The organism is Aureimonas ureilytica DSM 18598 = NBRC 106430 (genome assembly GCF_000382705.1).
Taxonomy (GTDB): Bacteria; Pseudomonadota; Alphaproteobacteria; order Rhizobiales; family Rhizobiaceae; genus Aureimonas; species Aureimonas ureilytica.
The window spans coordinates 168,288-191,455 of record NZ_ARQE01000008.1 but is presented as its reverse complement, the minus strand read 5'-3'; the positions used below and the strand labels follow the sequence as shown (position 1 = coordinate 191,455).

The window sequence follows — 23,168 nt, the reverse complement described above, 5'->3', positions numbered from 1 at the left end:
TCAGGCCGGGGGGGAGGGCCGCATGTGGCGGCGGAAGCTCGCCGGCGTGCAGGAAAAATAGCGTCGAAAGGAGCGGTGGAACTGGCTCACCGAGCCGAAGCCGGTTTCGAAGGCGATGGCGGCGAGGTCCTTGCGCGTCGACAGGAGCAGCGTCTGCGCCGCCATCATGCGATGGCGCAGAATGTAATGGGCCACCGTCATGCCGAGCCCGGCGCGAAACCGCGTCATCGCGTAGTTCGGATGAAGCGAGGCGGCGCGCGCGACGTCGGCGACGGTGATCGCCTCGTGCCCGTGCTCGGCGATGAAACGGGTCATTTCCAGGATTTTCGGCGGCATCGCGCCCGCCACCGGGCGCCCCTCGTGATGCGCGCCCGCCAGGAGGTCGCGCCAGCCGGTGACGTCGAGCCGGCGCAGGAGAAGCACGACCTCGGCCGCGATCAGGTCGCGCAGGCGCCGGTCGCCGGTCGCCAGCCATTCGGCCCGCATCCGCCGCAGCGATTCGGGCTCGAACCGCAGGGGGTCGGCGGCGACGACGAGCCCCCCTTCCAGAACGACCGCGCGCAGCGCCTCGCCGATCGGCGCGGCCAGAAACACCTCCAGCGGCAGGTAGAAGCAGACATAGCGCGTGCCCGGCGCCACCTCGACGGTTCGATGCGGAATGGCGCCCCAGAGAAGCGCCAGGTCGCCCGCGCCGATCCACGCTTCGCGCCCGTCGTGGAGATAGGTGATCGCGCCGCTCAGGACGTAGTTGAACTCGATCTGGCTGTGCGTGTGCGGAGCGGACATCACGAAGACCTCCTCGCAGCCCGCGAAGAGGAAATCGTTGCCCCGCACGAGAAAGCTCTCGACCGGCAGATGATGGGCGCCGAGCGGCGCGGCTTCCAGGCGATCCGTCCCCAACGCGCCCTCCCCCGCCGACCTTAGGATCTGCGACATTTATCGCGTCCGTAGCGACGACGCGCAACCCCGCTTCGCTACTATCGGTCCCGGGAGAAGAGAGCCGGCGGTTCGAGCCGGCCGATTGCACCGGGTGGGAGGATCGACATGAGAGCCATGAGCAAGGCGGCGGCAGCCGCACTGACGGGATGGGCGCTTCTGGCGCCGGGCGTCGCCGGGGCGCAGGAGCCCAAGCTTTCCGGCACGATCACCGTGTGGAGCTGGGACGTCGCGGCCAAGGCGCTGGAAGCCGTGGTGCCCGCCTTCAACGCGAAATATCCCGACGTCACGGTCAAGATCGAGGATGTCGGCAACCAGCCGACCTATGATCGCGGCCTGGCCGGCTGCGCGGCGGGCGGGGCCGGAATGCCCGACGTCTACACGGTCGAGAACCAGGAATCGGAAGTGTTCTGGGCGCGCTTCCCCGACTGCTTCCGCGACATCAAGGCCATGATGGGGCCGGACGGCGCGACGCTTCTTGGGCAGTTCCCCGAGTTCAAGCTCACCGAACTCACCGTCGGCGACAAGGTCTACGCCATGCCCTGGGATTCCGGCCCGGTGGTTCTCTTCTATCGGCGCGACATGTTCGAGAAGGCCGGCGTCGACGTCGCCTCGATCGAGACCTGGGACGATTTCGTCACGGCCGGACAGAAGATCGTGGCGGCGAACGAGGGCACCAAGCTCGTGTCCACCAATGGCGACACGACCTGGTTCCGAATGCTCGCCAACGAAGCGGGCTGCGCGATGTTCGATCCCGCCGCCGAGCATGTGACGATCGACCAGCCCGCCTGCCTCCAGGCGCTGGAAACGGTCGGCAAGGTCGCCAAGGCCGATCTCTTCCTCCAGGCCAATTGGGGCGAGACCTTGCAGGCCATCAAGGCCGACAAGCTCGCGGCCTCCGTCTATGGCGGCTGGTACGAGGGCTCGTTGCGCGGCGCGGTTCCCGAGCAGAGCGGCAAATGGGGCATCGCGCTGATGCCGGCCTTCGAGAAGGGCGGCGCGCGCGCGGCCAATCTCGGCGGCTCGGCGCTCGCCATCCCCTCCGCCTCGAAGAACCCCGAGGCCGCGCTCGCCTTCCTGCGCTTCGCGCTCGGCACGCCCGAGGGGCAGATCACGCAGCTGAAGGCGAGCGGCCTCGTGCCGACCCTGCCGGCCGCGCTGAAGGACCCCTATGTGAAGCAGCCGCAACCCTTCTGGGGCAACCAGCCGATCTGGGAAACGGTTCTGGGCACGCTCGACAAGATCAAGCCCTGGCGCGGCACGCAATATTTCGCCGAAGCCGACAACAGCTTCATCCCGATCTTCGCCGAGTTCATGGCCGGCCGGATCGAGGCGAAGGACGCGCTCCAGCAGGCGGCCGACGAGATTTCGGGCGCGACCGGCCTGCCGGTCCAGAACTGACATCTCCGCTTCCCGGCGGTTCGCGCGCGCCCCGCGCCGAACCGCCGGGCGCGGCGACACGGCCTCCACGGGGGCGCGCTATCCCGCCCCCGTTTCGCGGCTTCCAGACCGGACTTGCCTGCCCATGCACGCGACCCGACGCGCTCCCTATCTGTTTCTTGCGCCCTTCCTCCTGATCTTCGCCCTGTTCTGGCTCTGGCCGCTGGCGCAGTCGGTGATCCTGTCCTTCCAGAACACCCGCGTCGCTCCCTGGGTCTTCGACCTCGACGTGAACTGGCGCCGGCTTCTGGTGGACCGCGCCTTCCAGAACGCGCTCGGCAACACGCTTCTCGTTCTGGTCGTCCAGGTGCCGCTGATGCTGGCACTGGCGACGGCGCTCGCGATGGCGCTGGATTCGCCCTTCCTGCGCTGGCGCGCCTTTCTGCGCTTTGCCTTCTTCGCCCCCGTCGTCGTCAGCGAAGTCGCCTATTCGGTCGTCTTCCGCCTTCTCTTCAACGGCGAGTTCGGGGCGGTGAACGAGGCGCTCGCCGCGTTCGGCATCGACGGTCCGAACTGGCTGCACGAGGCGGGGCCGGCCAAGGCCGTGATCGTTCTGGCGCTCACCTGGCGCTGGACCGGCTACAACGCGATCATTCTTCTGGCCGGTCTGCAATCCATCCCGAAGGACCTCTACGAGGCCGCGCGCATGGACGGGGCCGGCCCCTGGCGCCGCTTCACCCGCATCACGCTGCCGCTTCTTTCGCCGGTTCTCGGTTTCTGCCTCGTCCTCTCGGTGATCGGCACGATGCAGCTCTTCGCCGAACCCTGGCTCATCACCGATCGCGGCGGCCCCGGCAACGCCACCGAAACGCTCGGCACCTATCTCTACAAGCAGGGCTTCGTGAACCTCAATTTCGGCTACGCCTCCGCCATCGCCTATGCCATCGCGGCCATGGCCGCGCTGATCGCGGCGCTGAACCTTCTTCTCACGCGCGGCGGAGAGCGGGCATGAGCGCCGGTCGGTCGGGTGGCTCGGCGCGCGAGCGCCGGCAGGGGCTGTGGCTGACGCTTCTCCTCCTGCCGCTCGCCCTCCTCTGGCTCGCGCCGCTCTATCTGATGGCGGTCTTCGCCACGCAGCCGGACGAGGCGATCCTGTCCGCCAGCGTGCCGCTCCGGCCGGGCGGCGAGCTTCTCGCCAATCTTAGCCGCATCGTCGAGATCGCGCGCTTCGACCGGGCGCTCGCGAACTCGGTTCTCGTGGCGCTCGCCTATGCCCTTCTGTCGGCGGGGCTCAGCAGCCTCGCGGGCTATGCCTTCGCGCGCTACAGCTTTCGCGGCAAGGGCGCCCTGTTCGGCCTCCTCGTCGCGACGCTCACCGTGCCCTATGCGGTGGTGATCATCCCGCAATATGTGCTCGTCGCGCGCGACCTGTCGCTCGCCAACACGCTGATCGCGGTGGTCGTGCCGCCGCTCTTCAACGCGCTCGGCGTCCTCTTCATGCGCCAGACCTTCCTCGGCCTGCCGCAGGAGATCGTGGAAGCGGCGCGGCTCGACGGGGCGAGCGAGCTGCGCATCTTCCTGCGCATCGCGCTGCCGCTGGTGCGCCCGGCGCTCGCCGCCCTCTTCATCATCCTGTTCCTCGCCTCCTGGAACAACTACCTCTGGCCGCTCCTCGTCGCGCCCGATCCGGCCGCGCGCACCGCGCCCGTCGCGCTCGGCTCGCTTATCACGGTCAATTCCGTGCCGCCCTGGGGCGCGCTCATGTCCGGCGCGACGCTGATGACCGTGCCCATGGTCGCGCTCTTCGTCTTTCTCCAACGCCAGTTCGTCTCCGGCATCACCGCCGGCGCGGTGAAGTGACGTTTGTTCTCAAAGGAATGCCCCCCATGTCCGTCCGCGCGCTCGGCGTCTGCTATTATCCCGAACATTGGCCGGAAGAGCTCTGGGCCGAGGACGCGCGGCGCATGGCCGAGACGGGGATTTCCTTTGTGCGGATCGGCGAATTCGCCTGGTCCCGGCTGGAGCCCAAGCGTGGCGCGACCGAGTTCGACTGGCTGGCGCGCGCGATCGACGTCCTCCATGGCGCGGGGCTGAAGGTCGTGCTCGGCACGCCCACGGCGACGCCGCCCAAATGGCTGGTGGACGAGATGCCGGACATGCTGCCGGTCGGCCAGGACGGGCGCGTGCGCGGCTTCGGCTCGCGCCGGCATTACGACTTCTCGCACGAGGGCTACCGGGCGGAATGCGCGCGCATCACCGAGGCGCTCGCCCGTCGCTTCGGCGCGCATCCAGGCGTCGTCGCCTGGCAGACCGACAACGAATATGCCTGCCATCTGACGGCCCTCTCCTATTCGGAGGCGGCGCTCAGCGGCTTTCGCGACTGGCTGGGCCGCAAGTACCAGTCGCCGGACGCGCTGAACCGCGCCTGGGGCACGGTCTTCTGGTCGATGGAATATCAGAGCTTCGAGGAGATCGAGCTGCCCAACGTGGCGCTGACCGAACCGGCCCCCGCCCATGTCCTCGACTTCCGGCGCTATTCCTCGCAAGCCATCGTCACGTTCAACCGGCTTCAGGCCGACATCATCCGCCGCTTCTCGCCCGGCCGCGACGTGATCCACAATTTCATGGGCCGCACCCTGTCCTTCGATCATTTCGACGTCGGGGCCGATCTCGACGTGTCGAGCTGGGACAGCTACCCGCTCGGCTTTCTCGACCAATGGTCGCCTCGCTCGCCCGAATTCAAGGCCGAGTTCGCCAGAGCGGGCGATCCCGACCTTCAGGCGCTCCATCACGATCTCTACCGCGCCACCTCGAACGGGCGCTGGTGGATCATGGAGCAACAGCCCGGCCCGGTGAACTGGGCGCCGCACAACCCCGCCCCGCGCGACGGCATGGTGCGGCTCTGGACCTGGGAAGCCTTCGCGCACGGGGCCGAGGTCGTCAGCTATTTCCGCTGGCGGCAGGCGCCGTTCGCGCAGGAGCAGATGCATGCGGGGCTGCTGCGCCCCGACAGCGAGCCCGCGCCGGGTCTTCTCGAAGCGGCAGCGGTGGCGGGCGAGATCGCCGGGCAGGACCTGCCGATGCCCGGGCGCGCCGATGTCGCCATCGTCTTCGACTATCCCTCCGCCTGGGCCTGGACCGCGCAGCCGCAGGGCCGCGAGTTCGACTATTTCCGCCTCGTCTACGACCTCTACAAGGCGCTGCGCCGGCTCGGCCTGTCGGTGGATTTTCTGGACGCCAAGAGCGCCGATCCCTCGCCCTACCGCCTCGTTCTCGTGCCCGGCCTCTTCGCCTGGCCCGAGGCGTTGCGCGAGGCGCTCGGCCGGCTCGACGGGCTCGCGCTGGTCGGCCCGCGCTCGGGCTCGCGCACGGCGGATTTCGCCATTCCCGCCGCCCTGCCGCCCGAGCTTCCCGCGCCGCTCGACGCGCTGAAGGTGACGCGCGTCGAAACCCTGCCGCCGAACCTCGACGTTCCGATGGAAGGCGGGGCGGGCGCGTTCCAGGTCTGGCGCGAGATGCTGGAAACCGGAGATGCTTCGGTGCGCCTTCGCGCCGATGACGGGGAGCCCGCGCTGGTCGGCACGGGACCGCTCCTCTATCTCGGCGGCTGGCCGGACGAGACGCTCGCCTTCGACCTCCTGAAAGGGCTGGCGGAGGAGGTCGGGCTTCCCGTTCTCGACCTTCCGCCCGGCCTGCGCCTGCGCCGCGCCGGCGGGCTGAGCTATGTCTTCAACTATGGCAGCCGGACCCTGCGCCTGTCGGAGCACGGCCTCGCGGGCAATTTCCGGCTCGGCGCGGACGAGCTGCCGCCCTCCGGTGTCGCAATTCTGGAAGGGGAGGCTTGAGACGCGGCGATCTCGGCTCAGAAGCTTTCAACCATTGGCGGGGCATGATGGGGTGATGCCGCTGCCGGAGCCCCATGAGCCAGACCCCCGTCCCCACTTTCGACGAGCTGCGTGCCGAAGCGCTGGCCTTGCGGGCCGAGCGCCGGCACGGCGAGGCGCTGGCGCGTTTCGGTGAGGCGCTGGCCGCGCGCCCGGCGGATCGCTGGACGCGCAACGACATGGCGCTGGAGCATCTGGCGCTCGGAGAGACCGGCGAGGCAGAAGCGCTGGCCCGCGCGCTCGCCGATGACGCGCCGGATTTTGCCCCCGCCCATCGAACGCTCGGCCTCGTCGCCCGCGCCGAGGGGCGGTCGGAGGCGGCGCTGGCGGGGTTCCGCGAGGCGGCGCGGCGCGATCCGCGCGATCTCTGGAACCGCTACGACGAAGGCGCGGCGCTGCGCGCGCTCGGGCGGGCCGACGAGGCGGCGTCGGCCTGGACGCGACTGGCATCGGGAACCCCGCTGCCCCATGCGCTGCGGGGCCTTGCCGAGTGCGCGCGCGAACGCGGCGCGGGCGAGGAGGCCTATGCGCTCATGCGCTCGGCGAGCCTTCTCCTGCCTGACGATCCCTGGTTCGCGCTCGACGCGGCGCGGCAGGGCGCGGCCTTGGGGCGCGAGGCGGAGGCGGAGGCCGCGCTGGATGCGCTTCTCGCCCGGCGCCCCGGCTTTGCCCCGGCGGCGCTGGAGCGCGCGCGGCTGGCGCGCCCCCCTGAGTCCATCGCCTCGGCGCTGGCGGCCGTTCGAAGGGCGCAAGCCGATGCTCCCCATGACGAAGCCCTGATCTGCGCCGAGGCCGATCTCCTGCGGCGCGCCGGCGACATGCTGGCGGCGGAAACGGTTCTCGCGCGCTTTCTCGCGCGCGCTCCGGCGAGCCCCGCCGTCCTGCGAGCCCTGGCGCGCGCGGCGCGGGAGCGCGGCGATGGGGAGGCCGCCGCCGCGCATCTGAAGGCCGCGCTGGCGCTCTCCCCCGCCGATCCGATGCTGCGTCTCGAACGCGCGGCGGCGCTGCGCGAGGCCGGCGCGCTGGCCCTCGCGGAAGCCGAACTCGTGGCCTTGGCCGATGAGCCCTCGCCGCCGGTCGAGGCGCTTCTCGATCTCTATCGACTGCAACACAGGCGGATCGGACCGGAAGCGGCGCGCTTGCTTCTCACGCGGGCGCTGGCGCTCGGCCCCGCCCATCCCGGCGCGCGTCTGCTTGAAGGCGACGACCTGCGCCTTCAGGGCGATCTCGCCGGGGCCTCGGCGGCTTACGAGGCCGCGCTCGCCGCTCAGCCGCGTTTCTATTGGGCGCTGATCGGCCTTGCCGCCGTCGCGCGGGCCGAAGGACGCGGGGAGGACGCACTGCGCGCGCTCGGCCGCGCGGCTGAGAGCGACCCGATGGAAGCGCATGCGCAGATCGAGGCGGCGGCGCTGCTGCGCGACGCCGGCGCGCTCGATGCGGCGCGGGAGTGGCTGGCGCGCATTCCGATCGGGGCCCGGCGCGCGGCGGAAGCCGGCCTCGCGGAAGCCCTGATCCGCCGGGCGGACGGGCGTTGGGCCGAGGCCGCTGAGACTTTCGAGGCCGTGGCGGAGCGGCATGGCGAGCGGCGCGACGCGCTGGTGGACGCCGCAGAGGACTGGATGCGCGCGGGCGACAACGCGCGCGCCGAAACCTGCCTCGACCGGTTGCGCCGCGCCGAGCCCGATCACCCCGCGCTCCTGGAAGCCGAGGCGCGGCGCGCCCTCGTGAAGGACGATCCCGCAACGGCCTGCGACTTGTTCAGCCGCGCCGCCGCGCGCGATCCGGCCCGGCTGTCCGCCTCGCTCGGAGCGGCAAGGGCGCTGGCGCTGTCAGGCGATGTTTCCGGCGCGTTGGAGCGCCTCGCCGCGATCCGCACCCGCTTCGGCGAGCGCCCGGAAGAAGCGTCGCTGCGCGCCGATCTCCTGCGCCAGACCGGGCGGCTCGGCGAGGCGCGCCACGTGCTGGACGAGGCCCGCGCCCGGCATCCCCATCACGCCCATCTCTGGCAGCAGGCGCAGGTGGAGCGAATCGACAGCGGCGCACATGAGGCCGTGGAGGCGGAGCTCGCCGCGCCGCCCGCCGGGCTCCTGCCCGAGGAAGGGCGTCGCCATTTCGTCGGCTCGCTTCTCGCCTCGGCGCGCTGGGATTTCGGGACGGCGATCCGCGAAGGGGAAGCGGCGGCCGCGCGCCTGCCGGGCGATGGCTGGGTGCGCAACCGCCTGATCCACGCCGCGCTTCTCGGCCTCGACATGGAGCGCGCGGGCGCGCATCTCGCCGACCTCGCGGCGCTGGAGGCGGGCGCGAGCCGGCTGAAGGGCAAGTCGGCCAACCCCTCGCAGAACCATTACGGACAGCTCTACGACGAGTTTCGCATGGACGCCGAGGCCGTGGCCGCGCTGCGCCGCGCCCTGATGGCGGTCGACCCTGCCGCGCGGCTCGCCGCGCTGCGGGCGTGCGTCGAAACCTATCCCGACAACACGCTCGCCGCGTTGCAATTCCTGATCGAGCTGCGCCGACAGGGCGCCTCTCCCATGGCGAGTGATCTATCGGAGCGCGAGGGCGCTTCCGCCATTCCGCGCGTCATCCATCAATTCTGGGATGCGCCGCCCCCGCCCTCCGACATCGCCGCCTATGGCGCGAGCTGGCAAAGCCAGAACGAAGGCTTCGCCTATCGACTCTGGAGCCGGGCCTCGGCCGGCGATTACCTGAGCGAGCGTGGCCTTCATGCCGCGCGCGCCGCCTTCGAGCGCGCCCGCGAGCCGGCCATGAAGGCCGATCTCTTTCGCCTTGCGCTCCTCGTCGAGGAAGGCGGCGTCTATGCGGATGCGGACGATCGCTGCCTCGCGCCCATCCACCCGCTCCTGTCCGGCCCGGTCGGGCTCGTGACCTATCAGGAAGACCTCGGCTCGCTCGGCAACAACATCCTCGCCGCCGTGCCCGGCCATCCCGTCATCACGCTGGCGCGCGATCTGGCCGTGGATGCGGTGAACCGGGGCGACACCGACATTCTCTGGCTAAGCACCGGGCCCGGCCTCCTGTCGCGCGCCGCCGCGCGCATCCTGGCGACGCGGCCGGACGAAGCCCGCGACCTCCTGGTGATCGACCGCCACACGCTCGCGCGCTTCGCGGCGATCCATTGCCTCGCCGGCTACAAGTCCACCGGGCGCCATTGGAGCCGCACGGCCTTCGCCCGCGCCGGCCGCCCCGCCCGGCGCGGCTGAGACGAACCGTCCGTCAGGCCGCTTCGACGCCCGTCTCGTCACCCGCCCGCAGGAGGGCGGCGCAGGCGGCCAGACGGTGGCGGATCGCCATGGGCACCTGCCGGGCGGCCTTGGCGCGGGGCAGGGTCATTTCTGCGCAAGGCGCGCGGCCAGCGAGCGCGCGGTCGCGCTCCCCCCCATTGTCGAACAGGAGCTGTTCGGGATTGTCTACGAAGCTTTCCGCCGGCACGCCTTCGGCGAGAACCAGTGCGTGGCGCTCCAGCTCGATATGGTAATAAACCAGCACGCGCGGCGGGTTCGCCTCGCGCGAGATCGCCTCGCCATCCACCAGCGCCCCGGCATGAACGAGAATGCCGTCGAGGCCGAGCGCATGATCGGGCGACAGGAACAGGTCGCGCAGCGGCAGGCGCGGGCCGAGCGCCCCGGCGCGCACGCGGATCGGAAACACGCGGAGCGGATCGCCTTCGCTGGAATCGAGCGTCTGCCGGCCGATCCAGAGAACGGGCAGCGCGTCCCCATCCGTGGTGAGGACGAGATCGCCGGGTTGCAGGTTTTCCACCGCGACCGGGCCGCGCGGCGTCGCGATCGCGGTTCCCGGCCGGAAGCAGACCGGCGAAACGCTCGCGCCCTGAACCTCCGGTCCGCCCGGAGAACTCGTGCCGAACGTGTTGCCGGACGAGCCGAACCCGTTGCCGGACGACAGGCCGCCCGAGGACAGGCCACCCGCGCCGGACGAGGTCGAACCGAAGCCGCCGCCGGAGCTTCCCCCAGTGCCGCCCGTCGCGCCGCCCGTCGAGCCGCCGTCGCCGCCCGACCCCCCGCTCCCGGACGCGCCGGAGGTGGACCCGCCGCCGGTGGATGACCCCGGCCCCGCGCCGAGCCCGCCGCCCGTGCCGCCGGCCCCATCGGAGCCTCCGCCGGTCGCGCCGCCCATGGCGGTGTCGCCGGCGCCGCCCGCATTGCCGGAATGCGATCCGTCGGACCCGCCGGAGCCCCCCGAACCGCCGGACCCGCCGCCTTCCGAGCCCGATCCGCCTTCGCCTCCGCCGCCCCCACCGGACGCCGCCGCGCCGCCGCCGTCGCCCGCCGCGCTCGCCGCCGAGGCCTCGGGGCCGCCACCGGATTCGGCTCCTCGCCCTTCGCTGCGCCCCGTGGTCGTGGTGCCGGTTCCGCGCGAGCCGCCGGAGGAGGCGCCGCTGACGCCCGTCGAACCGCCGGATGCACCGGACGGACCATGGGACGCGCCCGCGCCCGGCCCCGCGACCTTGGCGCCCGCGCCCTGAACTCCGCCGCCCGCCGTGCCCAGGCCGCCGGAATGCGCGCCGCCGCCATCCTGCTGGCCGTTCGTGCCGCTGTCGGAATTCTCGTTGGAAGCGCCGGAATCCTTGGCGTTCCCTTCCCCGCCGCTGCTTTTCGCGGCGCTGGCGCTCGGGCCGGCTGCGGCCGCGACGGGCGAGGTCATGCTCATGCCGGCGGTGGTGGCCATGCCGCCGGCGACCACCACATTGGCCGCCGAGGACGCTGCGCCGCCGCCACCGCCGTTATTGCCGCCGGAGCCCCCTTGGCCTTCCGCGCTCGTCTCGTCACTCTCGCTCATGGACGCGGCTCCGCCGGCTCGTTTCAGAGGGCGAATATCGCGCTTCCCCGTCCGCCCCCGCAAGCGGAAGCCGGGAACAGGGCAAGCAAAGCGTGAACGCCCTCGAAGCGCGGCGACACCAGCCTTCGGAAAGTCAAGCCTGCGATGATGCGGCATGTCGCAGGAGCCCTCCCTTTCGGATCAGGTCGAATTGTCCGGCCCCGGCCTCATGGCCGGCACGGCGGCCCATGGCGAAGCGCTGGTCGGCGCGGCGACGCGGGCGCTCGCCTCGGGGCGGCCGCGCGACGCTTTCGCGCTGGCGGACCGGCGCTGCCGCCTGACCTCGCCCCCGGCCGCCTCGGCCCTCGCGCTGCGGGCGCTCGCCCTGTGGTTTCTCGATGCGCGCGCCGAGGCCACCGCCGATCTCGCGCGCGCCTTCGCCGCCGATCCGGCCGATCCGCTCACCGCGCTCGCCGCCCTGCAATTGTCGAACGCGGGCGCGGACTTGCCCGATCCGGCCCTTCTCGTGGCGCAGACGGCCAGCGCGCACGATCTCCTGCGCCTTGCCCTGCGTCGCCTCTTTGCAGGCGGATCGCCCGCCTTCGCGCGGCTCGATCCGCTGGACGGTCGGCTCCTCGGCTGGGTGGCCTGGACGGGCGAGAGCGATCGGCTCGATCTGGTGTTGAGCGACGCGGATGGGGCGGCGCGTCACGCGCTTGCCGCCGAGCCCGGCTTTCCGCTGGCGCCGCCCGGCGCGCGCGGCGCCTATGTCGATTGTCCGGTTTCCGCCACGGTGCAGGGCTTCAAGCTGGAACGCGCGGGCGAGGCCGAGCCCCTGGCGCAAGGGGCGCTCTGGCCGCGCTCCGGGGCCGCCCTGTCAAATGCCGCGTCGCGCGCGCCCGAGACGACGCCGGACCGGCGCGACATCGTGGTGCTGATCCCCGTCTACGAGGATTTCGAGGCGACGCAGGATTGCCTGCGCGCGGCGGTCGCCGCGAAAGCCGAGGCCGGCGGGGCGCCCGTGCGGGTGCTCGTGGTGGACGATGCCTCGCCCAACCGTCGCCTGCGCCTGCTTCTCGACGCGCTGGCCGGGCGCGGTCTCGTCGATCTCCTGCGCAACGAGAGCAATCTCGGCTTTGCCGGCGCCGTCAATCGGGGGCTCGAAAGCCTCCGCGAGGACGAGGACGTCCTGATCCTCAACAGCGACGCCGTGCTCCCGCCCGGCGCGCTCGCGCGGCTTGCCGACGTCGCCTATTCCGAGGCCGGGATCGGGACGGTGACGCCCTTCTCCAACGCGGGCGAGCTTGCGAGCTTTCCAGCGCGCGTCGATCGCGCGCCGCTGCCGACCGTGGACGAGGCGCGCCGGATCGATGCCGCCGCCGCGAAGGCGCATGGCAGCGCGGCGATCGATCTGCCGACCGGCACCGGCTTTGCCCTGTTCCTGCGCCACGACGCGCGCCGCGCGGTGCGGCGGGTGACGAGCCTGTTCGGCCGGGGCTATTTCGAGGATCTCGACCTCTGCCTGCGCGTGCGCGCGGCGGGGTTTCGCAACGTCGCGGCGCCGGGCGTCTTCGTTCCGCATGGGGGCGGTCGGTCCTTCTCGGCCGAGCGCACGGCGCTCCTGGCAAAGAACCGCCGCCTTGCCGACCGTCGCTTTCCCGCCCATCGACCGGAAGCCTCGGCCTTCGCCGCCGCCGATCCGCTGCGCGCGGCGCGCGGCCTGATCGAGGCGGCACTGCCTGCCCCATCCGGCGCGCCTCTCCTCGTGTTCGCGGCCGGCGATCCGCTCGCCGAAGAGCGCCTGTTTCGCCTCCGCCGCGAGGGCGAAACAGGCCTCGCGCTCGAATGGCGCCGTTCGGACGGGACAACGCATCTTCGCCTGCACGCCACCGAGCGCGCGAGCGCGCCCCAGTCGCTCGCCTTCGTGGCCGAGGCTGCCGACGCCGGCTTCGCCGCTCTGTCCGACCTCGCGCCACGTTCGATCGAATGCGTCGGCGCCCCGCCGCCCGCCGCGCTTTGGGCGCGGCTCGCCGAACTCGGCGCGCCGCTGGACGCGCTGGTCGAGGGCGCGGCGGCGGTGGAAGCCTGGATCGAAGGCGACGAGCCGAAAGTCGGGCTTCTGCGGCGCGTCCTCGCGGCGGATCGTGGCACCGAAGCGCTGCTTCGACAAAGGGCGGCCCCCTGCCCGGTCGAACTCTTGGCGAACGAGCCGTCCATCCTCCCCCCGCGCGCGGCCCCTTCTCCGCCGCTCGGGCTGCTCCTCCCCGCGCCCAGCCCTCGGGCGGAGCGGTTCCTGCGCGCCCTGTCGGGCCGCCTTCGCGCGCGCGCGCCGGGCCACCGGATCATGGTTCTCGGCGCGACGATGGACGATGCGGCCGCGTTCGGCCTCGGCAACGTCTTCATGACGGGGCGCGTCGCGCCCGGCGAACTCGGACCCCTCGTGCGCCATCTTCAGCTCGGCGCGCTCTGCCTGTCGCCCGGCACGCCCGGCCTCGGGCAACTCGATCGGCTCGCGGCCGAGACTGGCCTGACCATGGCCGCCGCCGACCCGGCCGGCCGGCCCGACGCCCCTTCCCCCCATTTGCATCTGGATTCCTTCGCCCGTGACCGAGACAACGCCCTCGCCCTCGTCGATTGGCTCCTTGGTGGCGTCCCGTCGCCGCCGACGTGACGACCCACCGGCGCGCACCGAGACCGGCGACACGGCGCTGCGCGTGCGCTTCGTGCGCAGCGGCGAAACCCTCTTGGAAGGCTATGCGATCGACCCGGCGGACCCGGAGCGCCGGCTTGTCGTCGAACTCCTCCTCGACGGCTACCCGACGGCGCTCGCCCGCGCCGCCCTGTTCGACCGCGAAGCTCTGGCGACGGGGCTTGGCGACGGATGCCACGGCTTCCGCTTCGCGCTCGACGCGGCGGCGCTCCCCGGCCTTACCCGCGCCGAACTGCGGCTCGCCAATCTCGACCTCGCGCTCGCCCCGCCGATCGCGCTCGCGGGCGACGCGCCGCTGGCCGCCACGGGCGCGCCTTCGGCGCAGGTGGAATGGCGCGGCGGCCTGTCTCTCAGCGGCTGGGTGGAGGCGGCCGGAGAGCCAGGGCGAACGCGCACCGTTGAAGCCTGGGCGGAGGGCGCGCCAGTCGCGCGCGCCTTCGCCGACCGCTGGCGCATGGTGGCGGCCGGGGACACGGAACGTCCGGTCGCCGGCTTTCGCCTCACCCTGCCGCGCCTGCTTGCGGACGGGCGCCCGCGCGAGATCGACGTCACCGTGGACGGCAAGCCCCTGCCCGGCGGCGCGCTGACGATCCTTGCCTTTCCCGACGGGCTGGCGCTCGATCTCGCGGCGCGCGCGGAGGCTGAAGCCGACGCGCCGCGCGGCGCGTTTTTCGACGCGCTTCTGCCCGATCAGGTGCCCTTCGGCGCGTTCGAGGCCTGGGACGCGCGCTTCGCTGAAGCCCGGCTCGCACCGCCCGAGCCCGGCCGGCTCGCGCTTCTGGCCGTCGGCCTCGGCGATGGCGACGCGAGCCTTGCCTCGCTCGGCGAGGAGCGAGCCGGCGCGGCGGCGGCGATCCTGCCGCCGAGTGGCGGGCCGGCGAGCTTCGACCCGGCCGCCGCGCGCCTGTTTCTGGAAGGCGACGCGGCCGAATGCGATTTCGTCCTTTGGCTGCGAGCCGGCGTCCGGTTGCGGCCGGGCGCGCTCGCCCGCCTCGTTGCGGCTCTCGACGCGGATGCGGGCGCGTCGCTCGCCTATGGGGATCTTCTCCTGCAGGGCGACGACGGCGCGCTGCAGCCGCTTGCCTTCCCGGCCTTCGACTATGAGCGCTTTCTGGAACAATCCGGGCCGGACCGCGCCTTCCTGATGCGCCGGAGCGAGGCCTGCGAGGCGCTGGAGCGTGGGGTCGCGAGCCTCCACCGCCTGTTCGTGAGTGCCGTCGAGGCCGGGCATCATCGGCTCGGCCGGATGCTGCATGTCCCGGGCTTTGCCGCCGTCTCACCCTGGCCGGCCGCCAAGGCCGAAGCCGAGGCGATGCAGGCCGAGGTCGCCGCGCATCTGCGCGCGCGCGGCATCGAGGCCGATATAAGGCCGCGCCCCGCCGCGACCCTGCCGGCCGTGCGCGTGCGCCGAAAGGGCGCGACGCCGAGCGTCGCCCTCATTCTCGACGCCGACGATCCGACGCTCGCGCTCCGCGAGGCGGCCGAGGCGCTGCGCCCCGCCCGCGCGGCGGGCTCGGTCTCGCTCTTCGTCAGCGCCCCGGTTCTCGACCCCGCCTTGCGCGAAGCGCTGCGGCTCGACGGCGTGGAAGTCTTCCAGAGCGGGTCCGGCCGCTCCCGGGCGGCAAGGCTGAATGCGGCCGCCGACGCGGTGCGCGCCGATGCGCTCTGCTTCGTGGACGCGCGGCTGCGCCCGGCAACGCCGGATTGGCTGGAGGATCTCGTCGCCCGGCTGCGGGAAGCCGACATGGGCGCCGTCGCGCCGGTGGTGCGAAACGCCGACGGCGCGGTGGTCGAGGCGGGCCGCCTCCTGTCGCCGCTCGGGGTCTCGCTCTCGCCCTTCGGGGGGCTGGAAGGCGGCGACCCCGCCTATGGCGACGCGCTCGTCACCGCGCGTCAGGTGTCAGGCCTCGGCTGGCAGGGTTTCCTGACGCGCCGGTCGGAATTCCTGGCGCTCGGCGGCTTCGACGCGCTCTTGTTTCCCCATCATTTCGGCGTGCATGACTACGCGTTGAAGCTTCAGGCCTTCGGGCGCCGCGTGCTCGTCACGCCCGACGCCGTGCTTCTGGCCGACCGGGCGATGCCCGCGCCGCGCGGGGACAGCGCGCGCGAGGCGCGGGCCATGCTCGCGCGCTGGCCGGGGATCGCGGCGGCGGACCCGTTCCACAATCCGCAGCTCGCGCGCGGCGCGCCCTTCCATGGCGGCCTCGCCTGGCCGCCGGGCTCGCGTCAGCCGCGCCGCTCCCAGGTGCCGCCCGCCCGCGCCGTTCCGCCGGGCTGGTGGTAGGCGCGCGGGCCCGTACGGCCGCTTTCGGGACGGCTCAAAGGTCGCTCTGCGTGGCGCCCGTGTCGCCGTCCTGCGTGTCGCCGTCCTGGGTTTCACCGTCCTGCGTGTCGCCATTCTCCGGCTCGTCGCCCGGCGTCACATCCTCGTCGTCGCCGGGTTCCGCCACCGGGTCCGGTCCCTTCACCATCGTGCCGTTGACCGTGACCGATCCGTCGGCCGCGGCCGCGACGATCCATTCCATCCGGTCCTCGCCCTTGGCGCGCCCGAAACCCTTGGCGAATTGCAGCATGCCCACGGTCTGATGCAGATCGGGCTCGCTCTGCGCCGCGCTCTGGAGCTTGCCGATCACCTTGTCGAGCCCGGCCGCTTCCAGCGTGACGTTGGCGGACGGCGCGCCGTCGCGGAAGGCGAAGTCGCCGCTGGCGGTGATGTCGAGATCGGCCGAGCGAAGGCGGCTCGGCTTCAGCTGGAGCACGATCCGTGTCGGATCGAAGGCGGCCGAAACGCGCGCCTGCGCTTCGGGCGAGAGCGGCGGGTCCTGCGTGAAGTCGGCCTCGGCGAGGGCGATCGAAGCCGGCGTCTTCAGATCGGCCCCCGACATGGCGAAGCCGATATCCATGTCCTCCGGTACGAGGCTCGCCGCCCAGGCGGGCATGAGCGGGCTCGTCGCGCGCATGCCTTTGACGCTCACGTCCATGTCGAAGCCGGCATTGTCCTCGATCCCGGTGAAGCGCATCGCGTGGCGCCCCTCGGAAAAGAGGAATTCGCCATAGAGCGAGGAGAGCGTCACGTCGCGCGCGGTCGCCTCGCCGCTGAGCGAGGCCCAGAGCGGCAGGACCTTGCCGATCGCATCCTTCAACTGGGCGCCGAGGGGGCCGGCGAGCGCCGTTTTCGGGTCGGTCGCCAACTCGCCGGTATGCTGGACCGCCAGGGCGTAGAGATCGCGGATCGCGACCGTGCGCCCGTCCCGGAGCGCGGCGCTCGCCTCGATCGTGCGCGCCGCCATCGCGATTTCGATCGGCTCGGGCGCGCTTTCGGGCACCGTGCCCGGATCGGACCCGCTCTCCCCGGTCTCCCCGGTCTCCTCGCCCGGACGGGGCGGCGTGAAGGCGCTGGTCTGGCGCCAGTCGTCATAGGTCTGGCGAATGTCGATATCGACGCCTCCGGTCGCACCCGGACGCCCGGTCATCTCCACGGTGGCCTTGCCGATCTCGGCCTTGGAGCGGGTGGTCGCGTCTTCCTGGACGTTGGTGATCCGCTCGGCGGTGCCCTCCGCCTGCGTGAAGGCGGCGAGCGCGGGCGAATACACGCCCTTCGTCAGCTGGGTCGCCTGATCGTATCGGAAATGCGTCATCTCCCCTTCGATCTCTCCCGTCGTGGAGATCACGATCGGATCGCGCGAGAAGACGTTCCAATTGCCGTCCGACCGCTCGCTGACGACGATGGCAAGCGGGGCGAACTGGACCGGGAAGCCCGCGATCCCGCTCAGGAAGCTCTGGGGCGAAAGGGTGATGCGCTGTCCGGCGGGATCGGGCTCGATCCGCAGAAGGCCCTGCTCGAACGGGATCTCGGTGAGATAGGCGGCGAAGGACGTGCGCAGGGCGGCCGCGCCTTCGAGGGTTCCGGCGGGCGCGGGCTCGGGGGCGAGAGACTGGGCGTATCCGGGCAGACCGAGGGCGAGCACCAGGGCCGTGGATGCAAGGAAGCGTCTGATCATGCTGATTCCCCGAATGTTTGCGCGATCGTATCGGCGCGGCCGGGGCTTGTCAGCCGACCATGCGGGCAAATGCCGCAGAGTGAAGCGCATCGCTCAGAGATTGATGAGATTGAGATAGATCGCCTTCACCACGGCATGCGTCTTGGTTTCGGAGCCGAGCTTGCGCATGGCGTTGCGCATATGGGTGCCCACGGTTTCTTCCGAGACGGAGAGGATGATCGCCGTTTCCGGCACGGTCTTGCCATTGGCCGCCCAGGCGAGCACGTCGCGCTCGCGGTCGGTGAGGTTCACCTCCACGAGGGGATTGCCGTCCTCGTCCAGAAAGCGCTGGGGCTGGGCGCGCTCGCGCGCCGTCACGTCCATCATCCGCTGCGACCAGTAGAGCATGACGAGATGCAGGTCGTGCCGGATGCGCGGGCGCGCGAACAGGGCCACGAGCTCCTCCCGCCGGCTCTTCCAGAAGAAGACGCTGGAGCTGGAGAAGACCCGGCCGAGATGGTCGGTGAAATGGTAGGGGATCGTCACGCCATTGGTGAAATGGTGGTCGCGCGCCGCTTCCATGGTCCGCAGCGCGCCGGACTTGCGCCCGCCAGCCTTGGCCGGCAGCGTGATGTCGCTCCAGAGAAAGGGGCGGTTCGTGCGGCGCGCCTGATCGACGCAGGGGTCGAACTGGAAGAAGCGGTTGGAGCGGTATTCCTCCTCCCAGGCCGCGCCCGACGTTCCCACGAAGAAGGGCACGCTCTGGAGAACCGAGCCCGCATCCATGAAGGAAAAGCCGGAGAAGCCGTGCGCCTCCACGAAGCGCTGCAGCAGCGCCGTCAGGTCCGCGATGGTGTCCGCCGTCTCGATCGCGGCCAGCATCTCCTCCGTCTCCAAAGTTTCTCCCCCGTTCATGCGATGCCCTCTGCTCTAACCCGAAGGCTAGATCCACGCATCCGAGAGATGCGGGACGTCGCGTGGAAAACTTAAATAAAAAGAAAGCGGTCTTTGCGTTCCAAGGAACCGATGCCGAGACCGTGCGCAGGCTTCGCCTGTTCCGCAAGCGGCTCTTCGTGGACGAACTCGGCTGGGATCTCAAGCTCGTTGGCGAGGAAGAGCGCGACGAGTTCGACACGGACGATGCGCTGCATTGCGCCCTGTTCGAGGGACATAAGGTGGTCGGCGGCTTCCGCCTGACCCCGACCGACCGGCCCTATCTCAGCCGCGACATCTTTCCGCACCTCGCCACGGTGCGGCCCTTCCCGGTTCGCGCCGACATGGCCGAGATCAGCCGGCTCGGCGTCGTCGGCGAAGGCACGGAGCGCTTTCGCCGGGCGCTCGCGGTCTATGGGCTGATGATGGAAGTCGCCCGGGCGCAGGGGTTCGTCTCGCTCGTGGCGGTCGCCGACCTCACCTACGAGCGCTTCCTGCGCCGGATCGGCATCGCGACGCATCGCTACGGCCCGCCCGGATGCGTGGGGACGGATCGGTTCGGCCGGACCCTCCATGCCGTCGCCGGCGAAATCCCGCTCGGCGAACAGCCCGCCCAGACGCTCGCCCGCCTTCGGGCCTCCCTTCAGGACGTGGAGATCCACGATGTCGCATCCGTTTTCGGACCTCAGCGCCTTTCGGCGTGACCCGCTCCAGTTCTTCCAGACGCGCGGCAACGCCTCGCGCGAGCGCATGGAGCGTCTGCGCCTCGGCCCGGCGCCGATCTATCTCGTGGTCGATCCGACGCTCGTGAAGCCGATCATGAAGGCCGCGCCCGCCGCGATCGACAAGGGCAAGCTGATCCACAAGCTGCGCCAGATCGTCGGCAACAGCTCGCTGACGATCAGCGGCGAGGAACATGCGCGCCGCCGCAAGGCGATCCACGGGCAGATGGCCAAGGGCGTGGCGTCGAGCTACGTCGCCGAGATTTCCGCGCTCTACCGGCGCACCTTCGCCCATCTCCTGCGCGAGGGCTCGTTCGACGCCCATGCGGTGGCCGCGCCGCTGGCGCTGCGCGTCGTCTGCACGGTCCTGTTCGGGCCGGGCGTGCTCGGTCCGGTCGAGGAAGGCACGCTGATCCGCGCCGTGCATCTGGTGGAGGACGATCTGGCGGACGGCATGTTCCGCCTCGTTCCCTCGCCGCGCGCCTATTTCCGCAAGCGGCGGAACCTGCGCGAGGCCAAGGCCATGATGGCCGTGGTGGTGGACCGGGCGCGGCGTAATGCGAGCGAGGGCAGCCTCGTGCGTCAGTTGCAGAAACTCGGCCTGTCCGACCAGGACCTGCGCGACGAAGTCCTGATGCTGATCCTCGCCGGCCATCACACGACCGGCACGGCGGCGGCCTGGGTGTTCTGGCATCTCGCCAACGATCCGGCGCTGGCCCAGCGCATCGCGGCGGAAGCAGCTGGTGTCGTCGACGAGAGCGGCGAACTGATGCCCTCGCGGCTTCCTTCGGCCGATCTCAGCCTCGGCTTCACCCGGGAAATCCTGCGCCTCTACCCCTCGGCCTACTGGTTCTCGCGCGAGGCGGTGAAGACGACGGAGATCGGCGGCGTGACGCTGCGCAAGGGCACCTCGCTCCTGATCAGCCCGTGGCATCTCCACCGCGACCCGCGCTTCTGGCCCGAACCCGAGCGCTTCGACGCCGAGCGCTCCCATGCGAGCCCGGCCTATGTGCCCTTCGGCGTCGGCCCGCGCGCCTGCGTCGGCATCGGCCTCGCCATGCTGGAGCTGCAGGTTCTCGTGCTCGAACTCGCCTCGACCTTCGAGCTCGCGGCCAGCACCACGGCCCGCGCGCTGACGCCCAAGCCGAGCGTCACCCTCATTCCGCCGCCGATCACCGTGCGCCTCGCCGAGCGCGCCGACCGGCGCGGCCCGGACACGACCCTCACCTCTCCTTCCGCCAAACGTCGCTGCGAGCAAGCTGCCTGATATGCGTGATACGAACTCTTTCGACCTGTCCCATCCGAACGATCCGTTCGGGGACCACGAAGACCCGACCGACCTCCAGGCCATCGCCGTGATGCTGCGCCAGATCGCGCGCTGGACGGAGGATTACGGCTTGCGCGACGCGATCCACCATGTGGAGGAAGCGCGCGGCCTCATCCTGCAGGCGATCCAGGAAGGCCGTCACCTTCAATAGGCCGCTCAAACGAAACGAGGCGCCTCGCGGCGCCTCGTTCTGCCTTGTAGGGACTTGGCTCACACCGCGTGGACCTTGGCTTCCCGCTCCCAGAAGCGCAGCTTCGCGCATTGGGCGATGAAGGCCTTCGCGCCACCCTTGCCGAGTTCCACGATGCCCGCGTCCTTCTCGACGCCGGCCTTGTCGAGAAGCGCCTCGGCGTCCGGCGAATGGGCGATGAACTTGGCGTGGGCGAAGGCGTCGGACACGAAATCCTTCGCCGTCGCCTCGCGCGACAGGAGCGCCGCGCCGTCCTTGGAAGGCAGAAGCGCCACCGCGTCGTAGAGGACCGAAGGACCGCCGTTGACCTTCTGCTTGGGCTCGCGGGTCGAGCCGTCGCTGAGCGTCACGCCGCCGACCTTCGGGCCGACGAGTTCCACCAGCGCGCCCGCCGCCTTCGCCGCCGCTTCCAGCTCGGCGAGAAGGCCTGCGTCGGTGCCGTCGGTGACGATGACGCCGAGCTTGCGGCCCTTGAAGCTCTCCGGCCCGTTCTGCACGATCGAGAGCTTGGGCGAGGGCTTGAGGTCGCGCACCACCGGCCGCGCCGGTTCGGCCGCCTGCGGCATCTCCTTCATGCCGAGCCCGTCCGCGACCTTGGCGGCGAGGTCCTCGTCGATATTGAGAAGATGGGCGACGATGCGCTCGCGGATGGCGGGCGTCTCGACCTTGGACAGCTCGAACACGAACGCGTCCTTGATATGGGTCTGCTCCGTCTCGCTCTGGCTGAGGAAGAATTGCCGCGCCTGGCTGTAGTGATCGGCGAAAAGCTCGCCGCGAATGCGCAGCTTCTGGCCCGACAGCTCCTCGGGGAAGGAGCGGAAGCCGCGCTCGGGGTCCTCGCGCGGGCCGCCCATCGCGCCGCCCCAGGAGTTCGGCTCGTAATTGGCGCGGCCCTTCGGGTTGCGCATCGCCATGTGCCCGTCCTGCTGGAAGTTCGCCATGGGGCAGCGCGGCGCATTGATCGGGATATGCGTGAAGTTCGGGCCGCCCAGGCGCTTCAGCTGCGTGTCGAGATAGGAGAAGTTGCGGCCCTGCAGCAGCGGATCGTTGGTGAAGTCGACGCCCGGCACGACATTGCCGGTCTGGAAGGCGACCTGCTCGGTCTCGAAGAAGAAGTTCTCCACCGTGCGGTTCAGCGTCAGCTTGCCGACGGGGCGCACCGGCACATCCTCTTCGGGGATCAGCTTGGTGGCGTCGAGCACGTCGAAGGGGAAGGCTTGCGCGAACTCTTCGTCGAAGAGCTGGAAGCCGAGTTCCCATTCGGGATAGTCGCCGTTCTGGATGGCTTCCCAGAGGTCGCGGCGGTGATAGTCCGGGTCCATGCCGTTCAGCTTCAGCGCCTCGTTCCAGACGACGCTTTGAAGACCGAGCACCGGCTTCCAGTGGAACTTGACGAAGGTCGATTTCCCTTCCGCGTTGACGAGGCGGAACGTGTGGACCCCGAAGCCTTCCATGAAGCGGAAGGAGCGCGGGATCGTCCGGTCGGACATGATCCACACGGCCATGTGCATGGCTTCCGGCATCAGGGACATGAAGTCCCAGAAATTGTCATGCGCCGTCTGCGCCTGCGGAAAGCCCCGGTCGGGCTCCTGCTTGGCGGCGTGGATCAGGTCGGGAAACTTGATCGCGTCCTGGATGAAGAAGACCGGGATGTTGTTGCCGACGATGTCCCAGTTGCCCTCCTTCGTGTAGAAGCGCACCGCGAAACCGCGCACATCGCGGGCCAGATCGGGCGAGCCCTTGTTGCCAGCCACGGTCGAGAAGCGAACGAACGTGTCGGTCTTCTCGCCGGCGCGCTGGAAGAGGTCGGCCGAGGTGATGTCGGAGAGCGACTCGTAATTCTCGAACACGCCGTGGACGCCGAAACCGCGCGCATGGACCACGCGCTCGGGAATGCGCTCGTGGTCGAAATGGAACATCTTGTCGCGGAAATGGAAGTCCTCGAGAAGGCTCGGCCCGCGCCGCCCGACCTTCAGAGAGTTCTGGTCGTCGGAGACCGGAATGCCCTGGCTGGTGGTGAGCACCGGCACGTCGCCGCCCGCGCTCTGGTGAAGTTCGCCGCTCGGGCCACGCTCTGCGGCGCCGGTCCCGGCCGCGCCCGGCGCCTTAGAAGACGGTTGGCTCATGGAACTCTCCTCCTTTGGCCGCACCGGACATCGGGTCACGGCCATCGATCGGAGCACTAGCTGCGGCAGTTCGGAAACATTCCAAGGTAAGGACCGGCGCGCGCGGCCGAGCGCCACGCCCTCTGGTCAGGGCTAAACGTTGGCGCGCCGGGCTTTGCGCCTCTCGAAACTTTCGCCGCGAAA

General features: G+C 70.8%; 15 protein-coding genes. 10 read left to right on the top strand and 5 right to left on the bottom strand.

Going from position 1 to position 23,168, the window contains the following annotated elements:
• A complete protein-coding gene (locus tag B146_RS26470) occupies positions 1-900 on the bottom strand; it encodes a helix-turn-helix domain-containing protein (RefSeq protein ID WP_019997718.1) in 900 nt (299 codons plus the stop codon).
• A 144-nt stretch (positions 901-1,044) separates the two neighbouring features.
• Between B146_RS26470 and B146_RS0117225 the strand changes: the two genes are divergently transcribed.
• The 5 genes from B146_RS0117225 (at position 1,045) to B146_RS0117205 (ending at position 9,421) form a co-directional block, all read left to right on the top strand.
• Positions 1,045-2,337 (top strand): extracellular solute-binding protein, encoded by a 1,293-nt coding sequence (locus B146_RS0117225; RefSeq protein WP_026358696.1) that lies wholly within the window; start codon positions 1,045-1,047, stop codon positions 2,335-2,337.
• 124 nt (positions 2,338-2,461) lie between these two features.
• Positions 2,462-3,328: a carbohydrate ABC transporter permease gene (locus B146_RS0117220; protein ID WP_019997716.1), complete on the top strand. Its 867-nt coding sequence runs from the start codon at positions 2,462-2,464 to the stop codon at positions 3,326-3,328.
• A complete protein-coding gene (locus B146_RS0117215) occupies positions 3,325-4,176 on the top strand; it encodes a carbohydrate ABC transporter permease (RefSeq protein WP_019997715.1) in 852 nt (283 codons plus the stop codon). The genes B146_RS0117220 and B146_RS0117215 overlap by 4 nt, the downstream gene beginning before the upstream one ends.
• Positions 4,177-4,202: 26 nt before the next feature.
• The gene (locus B146_RS0117210) at positions 4,203-6,161 is read left to right on the top strand and encodes a beta-galactosidase (RefSeq protein ID WP_019997714.1); all 1,959 of its coding nucleotides are present in this window, start codon (positions 4,203-4,205) and stop codon (positions 6,159-6,161) included.
• A 74-nt stretch (positions 6,162-6,235) separates the two neighbouring features.
• Positions 6,236-9,421: a tetratricopeptide repeat protein gene (locus tag B146_RS0117205; protein ID WP_019997713.1), complete on the top strand. Its 3,186-nt coding sequence runs from the start codon at positions 6,236-6,238 to the stop codon at positions 9,419-9,421.
• 13 nt (positions 9,422-9,434) lie between these two features.
• Here B146_RS0117205 and B146_RS30115 read toward each other — a convergent pair whose 3' ends face one another.
• Positions 9,435-11,018, bottom strand: a complete 1,584-nt coding sequence (locus B146_RS30115) for a Hint domain-containing protein (protein WP_051091587.1) — start codon at positions 11,016-11,018, stop codon at positions 9,435-9,437.
• Positions 11,019-11,172: 154 nt separating this feature from the next.
• Between B146_RS30115 and B146_RS0117190 the strand changes: the two genes are divergently transcribed.
• Both B146_RS0117190 and B146_RS0117185 read left to right on the top strand, forming a co-directional pair.
• Entirely contained in the window at positions 11,173-13,668 is a 2,496-nt protein-coding gene (locus B146_RS0117190; protein ID WP_019997712.1) for a glycosyltransferase, read from the top strand.
• Positions 13,640-15,991 (top strand): glycosyltransferase family 2 protein, encoded by a 2,352-nt coding sequence (locus B146_RS0117185; protein ID WP_026358695.1) that lies wholly within the window; start codon positions 13,640-13,642, stop codon positions 15,989-15,991. Before B146_RS0117190 ends, B146_RS0117185 begins: the two co-directional genes overlap by 29 nt.
• A 34-nt stretch (positions 15,992-16,025) precedes the next feature.
• On the opposite strand, the gene B146_RS0117180 is transcribed toward B146_RS0117185, so the two are convergent.
• The gene (locus B146_RS0117180) at positions 16,026-17,708 is read right to left on the bottom strand and encodes a hypothetical protein (protein ID WP_019997710.1); all 1,683 of its coding nucleotides are present in this window, start codon (positions 17,706-17,708) and stop codon (positions 16,026-16,028) included.
• Between the two features lie 93 nt (positions 17,709-17,801).
• Positions 17,802-18,602 (bottom strand): helix-turn-helix transcriptional regulator, encoded by an 801-nt coding sequence (locus B146_RS0117175; RefSeq protein ID WP_026358694.1) that lies wholly within the window; start codon positions 18,600-18,602, stop codon positions 17,802-17,804.
• A gap of 122 nt (positions 18,603-18,724) precedes the next feature.
• On the opposite strand from B146_RS0117175, the gene B146_RS26460 reads away from it, so the two are divergent.
• Genes B146_RS26460 through B146_RS0117160 form a run of 3 tightly spaced genes read left to right on the top strand, consistent with a single transcriptional unit; the run spans position 18,725 to position 20,820 of the window.
• A complete protein-coding gene (locus tag B146_RS26460; RefSeq protein WP_019997708.1) occupies positions 18,725-19,324 on the top strand; it encodes an acyl-homoserine-lactone synthase in 600 nt (199 codons plus the stop codon).
• The gene (locus B146_RS0117165; RefSeq protein WP_019997707.1) at positions 19,284-20,609 is read left to right on the top strand and encodes a cytochrome P450; all 1,326 of its coding nucleotides are present in this window, start codon (positions 19,284-19,286) and stop codon (positions 20,607-20,609) included. The genes B146_RS26460 and B146_RS0117165 overlap by 41 nt, the downstream gene beginning before the upstream one ends.
• 1 nt (position 20,610) lies before the next feature.
• On the top strand, positions 20,611-20,820 hold the full coding sequence (locus B146_RS0117160) for a hypothetical protein (protein WP_019997706.1): 210 nt from the start codon (positions 20,611-20,613) through the stop codon (positions 20,818-20,820).
• 59 nt (positions 20,821-20,879) lie between these two features.
• Here B146_RS0117160 and B146_RS0117155 read toward each other — a convergent pair whose 3' ends face one another.
• Positions 20,880-22,985: a catalase gene (locus tag B146_RS0117155; RefSeq protein WP_019997705.1), complete on the bottom strand. Its 2,106-nt coding sequence runs from the start codon at positions 22,983-22,985 to the stop codon at positions 20,880-20,882.
• Between the last annotated feature and the right edge of the window lie 183 nt (positions 22,986-23,168).

Coding starts and splice junctions, on each gene's coding strand:
- B146_RS0117225 (WP_026358696.1), top strand. CDS start 1,045: ATGAGAGCCATGAGCAAGGCGGCGGCAGCCGCACTGACGGGATGGGCG.
- B146_RS0117220 (WP_019997716.1), top strand. CDS start 2,462: ATGCACGCGACCCGACGCGCTCCCTATCTGTTTCTTGCGCCCTTCCTC.
- B146_RS0117215 (WP_019997715.1), top strand. CDS start 3,325: ATGAGCGCCGGTCGGTCGGGTGGCTCGGCGCGCGAGCGCCGGCAGGGG.
- B146_RS0117210 (WP_019997714.1), top strand. CDS start 4,203: ATGTCCGTCCGCGCGCTCGGCGTCTGCTATTATCCCGAACATTGGCCG.
- B146_RS0117205 (WP_019997713.1), top strand. CDS start 6,236: ATGAGCCAGACCCCCGTCCCCACTTTCGACGAGCTGCGTGCCGAAGCG.
- B146_RS30115 (WP_051091587.1), bottom strand. CDS start 11,018: ATGAGCGAGAGTGACGAGACGAGCGCGGAAGGCCAAGGGGGCTCCGGC.
- B146_RS0117190 (WP_019997712.1), top strand. CDS start 11,173: ATGTCGCAGGAGCCCTCCCTTTCGGATCAGGTCGAATTGTCCGGCCCC.
- B146_RS0117180 (WP_019997710.1), bottom strand. CDS start 17,708: ATGATCAGACGCTTCCTTGCATCCACGGCCCTGGTGCTCGCCCTCGGT.
- B146_RS0117175 (WP_026358694.1), bottom strand. CDS start 18,602: ATGAACGGGGGAGAAACTTTGGAGACGGAGGAGATGCTGGCCGCGATC.
- B146_RS0117165 (WP_019997707.1), top strand. CDS start 19,284: ATGTCGCATCCGTTTTCGGACCTCAGCGCCTTTCGGCGTGACCCGCTC.
- B146_RS0117160 (WP_019997706.1), top strand. CDS start 20,611: ATGCGTGATACGAACTCTTTCGACCTGTCCCATCCGAACGATCCGTTC.
- B146_RS0117155 (WP_019997705.1), bottom strand. CDS start 22,985: ATGAGCCAACCGTCTTCTAAGGCGCCGGGCGCGGCCGGGACCGGCGCC.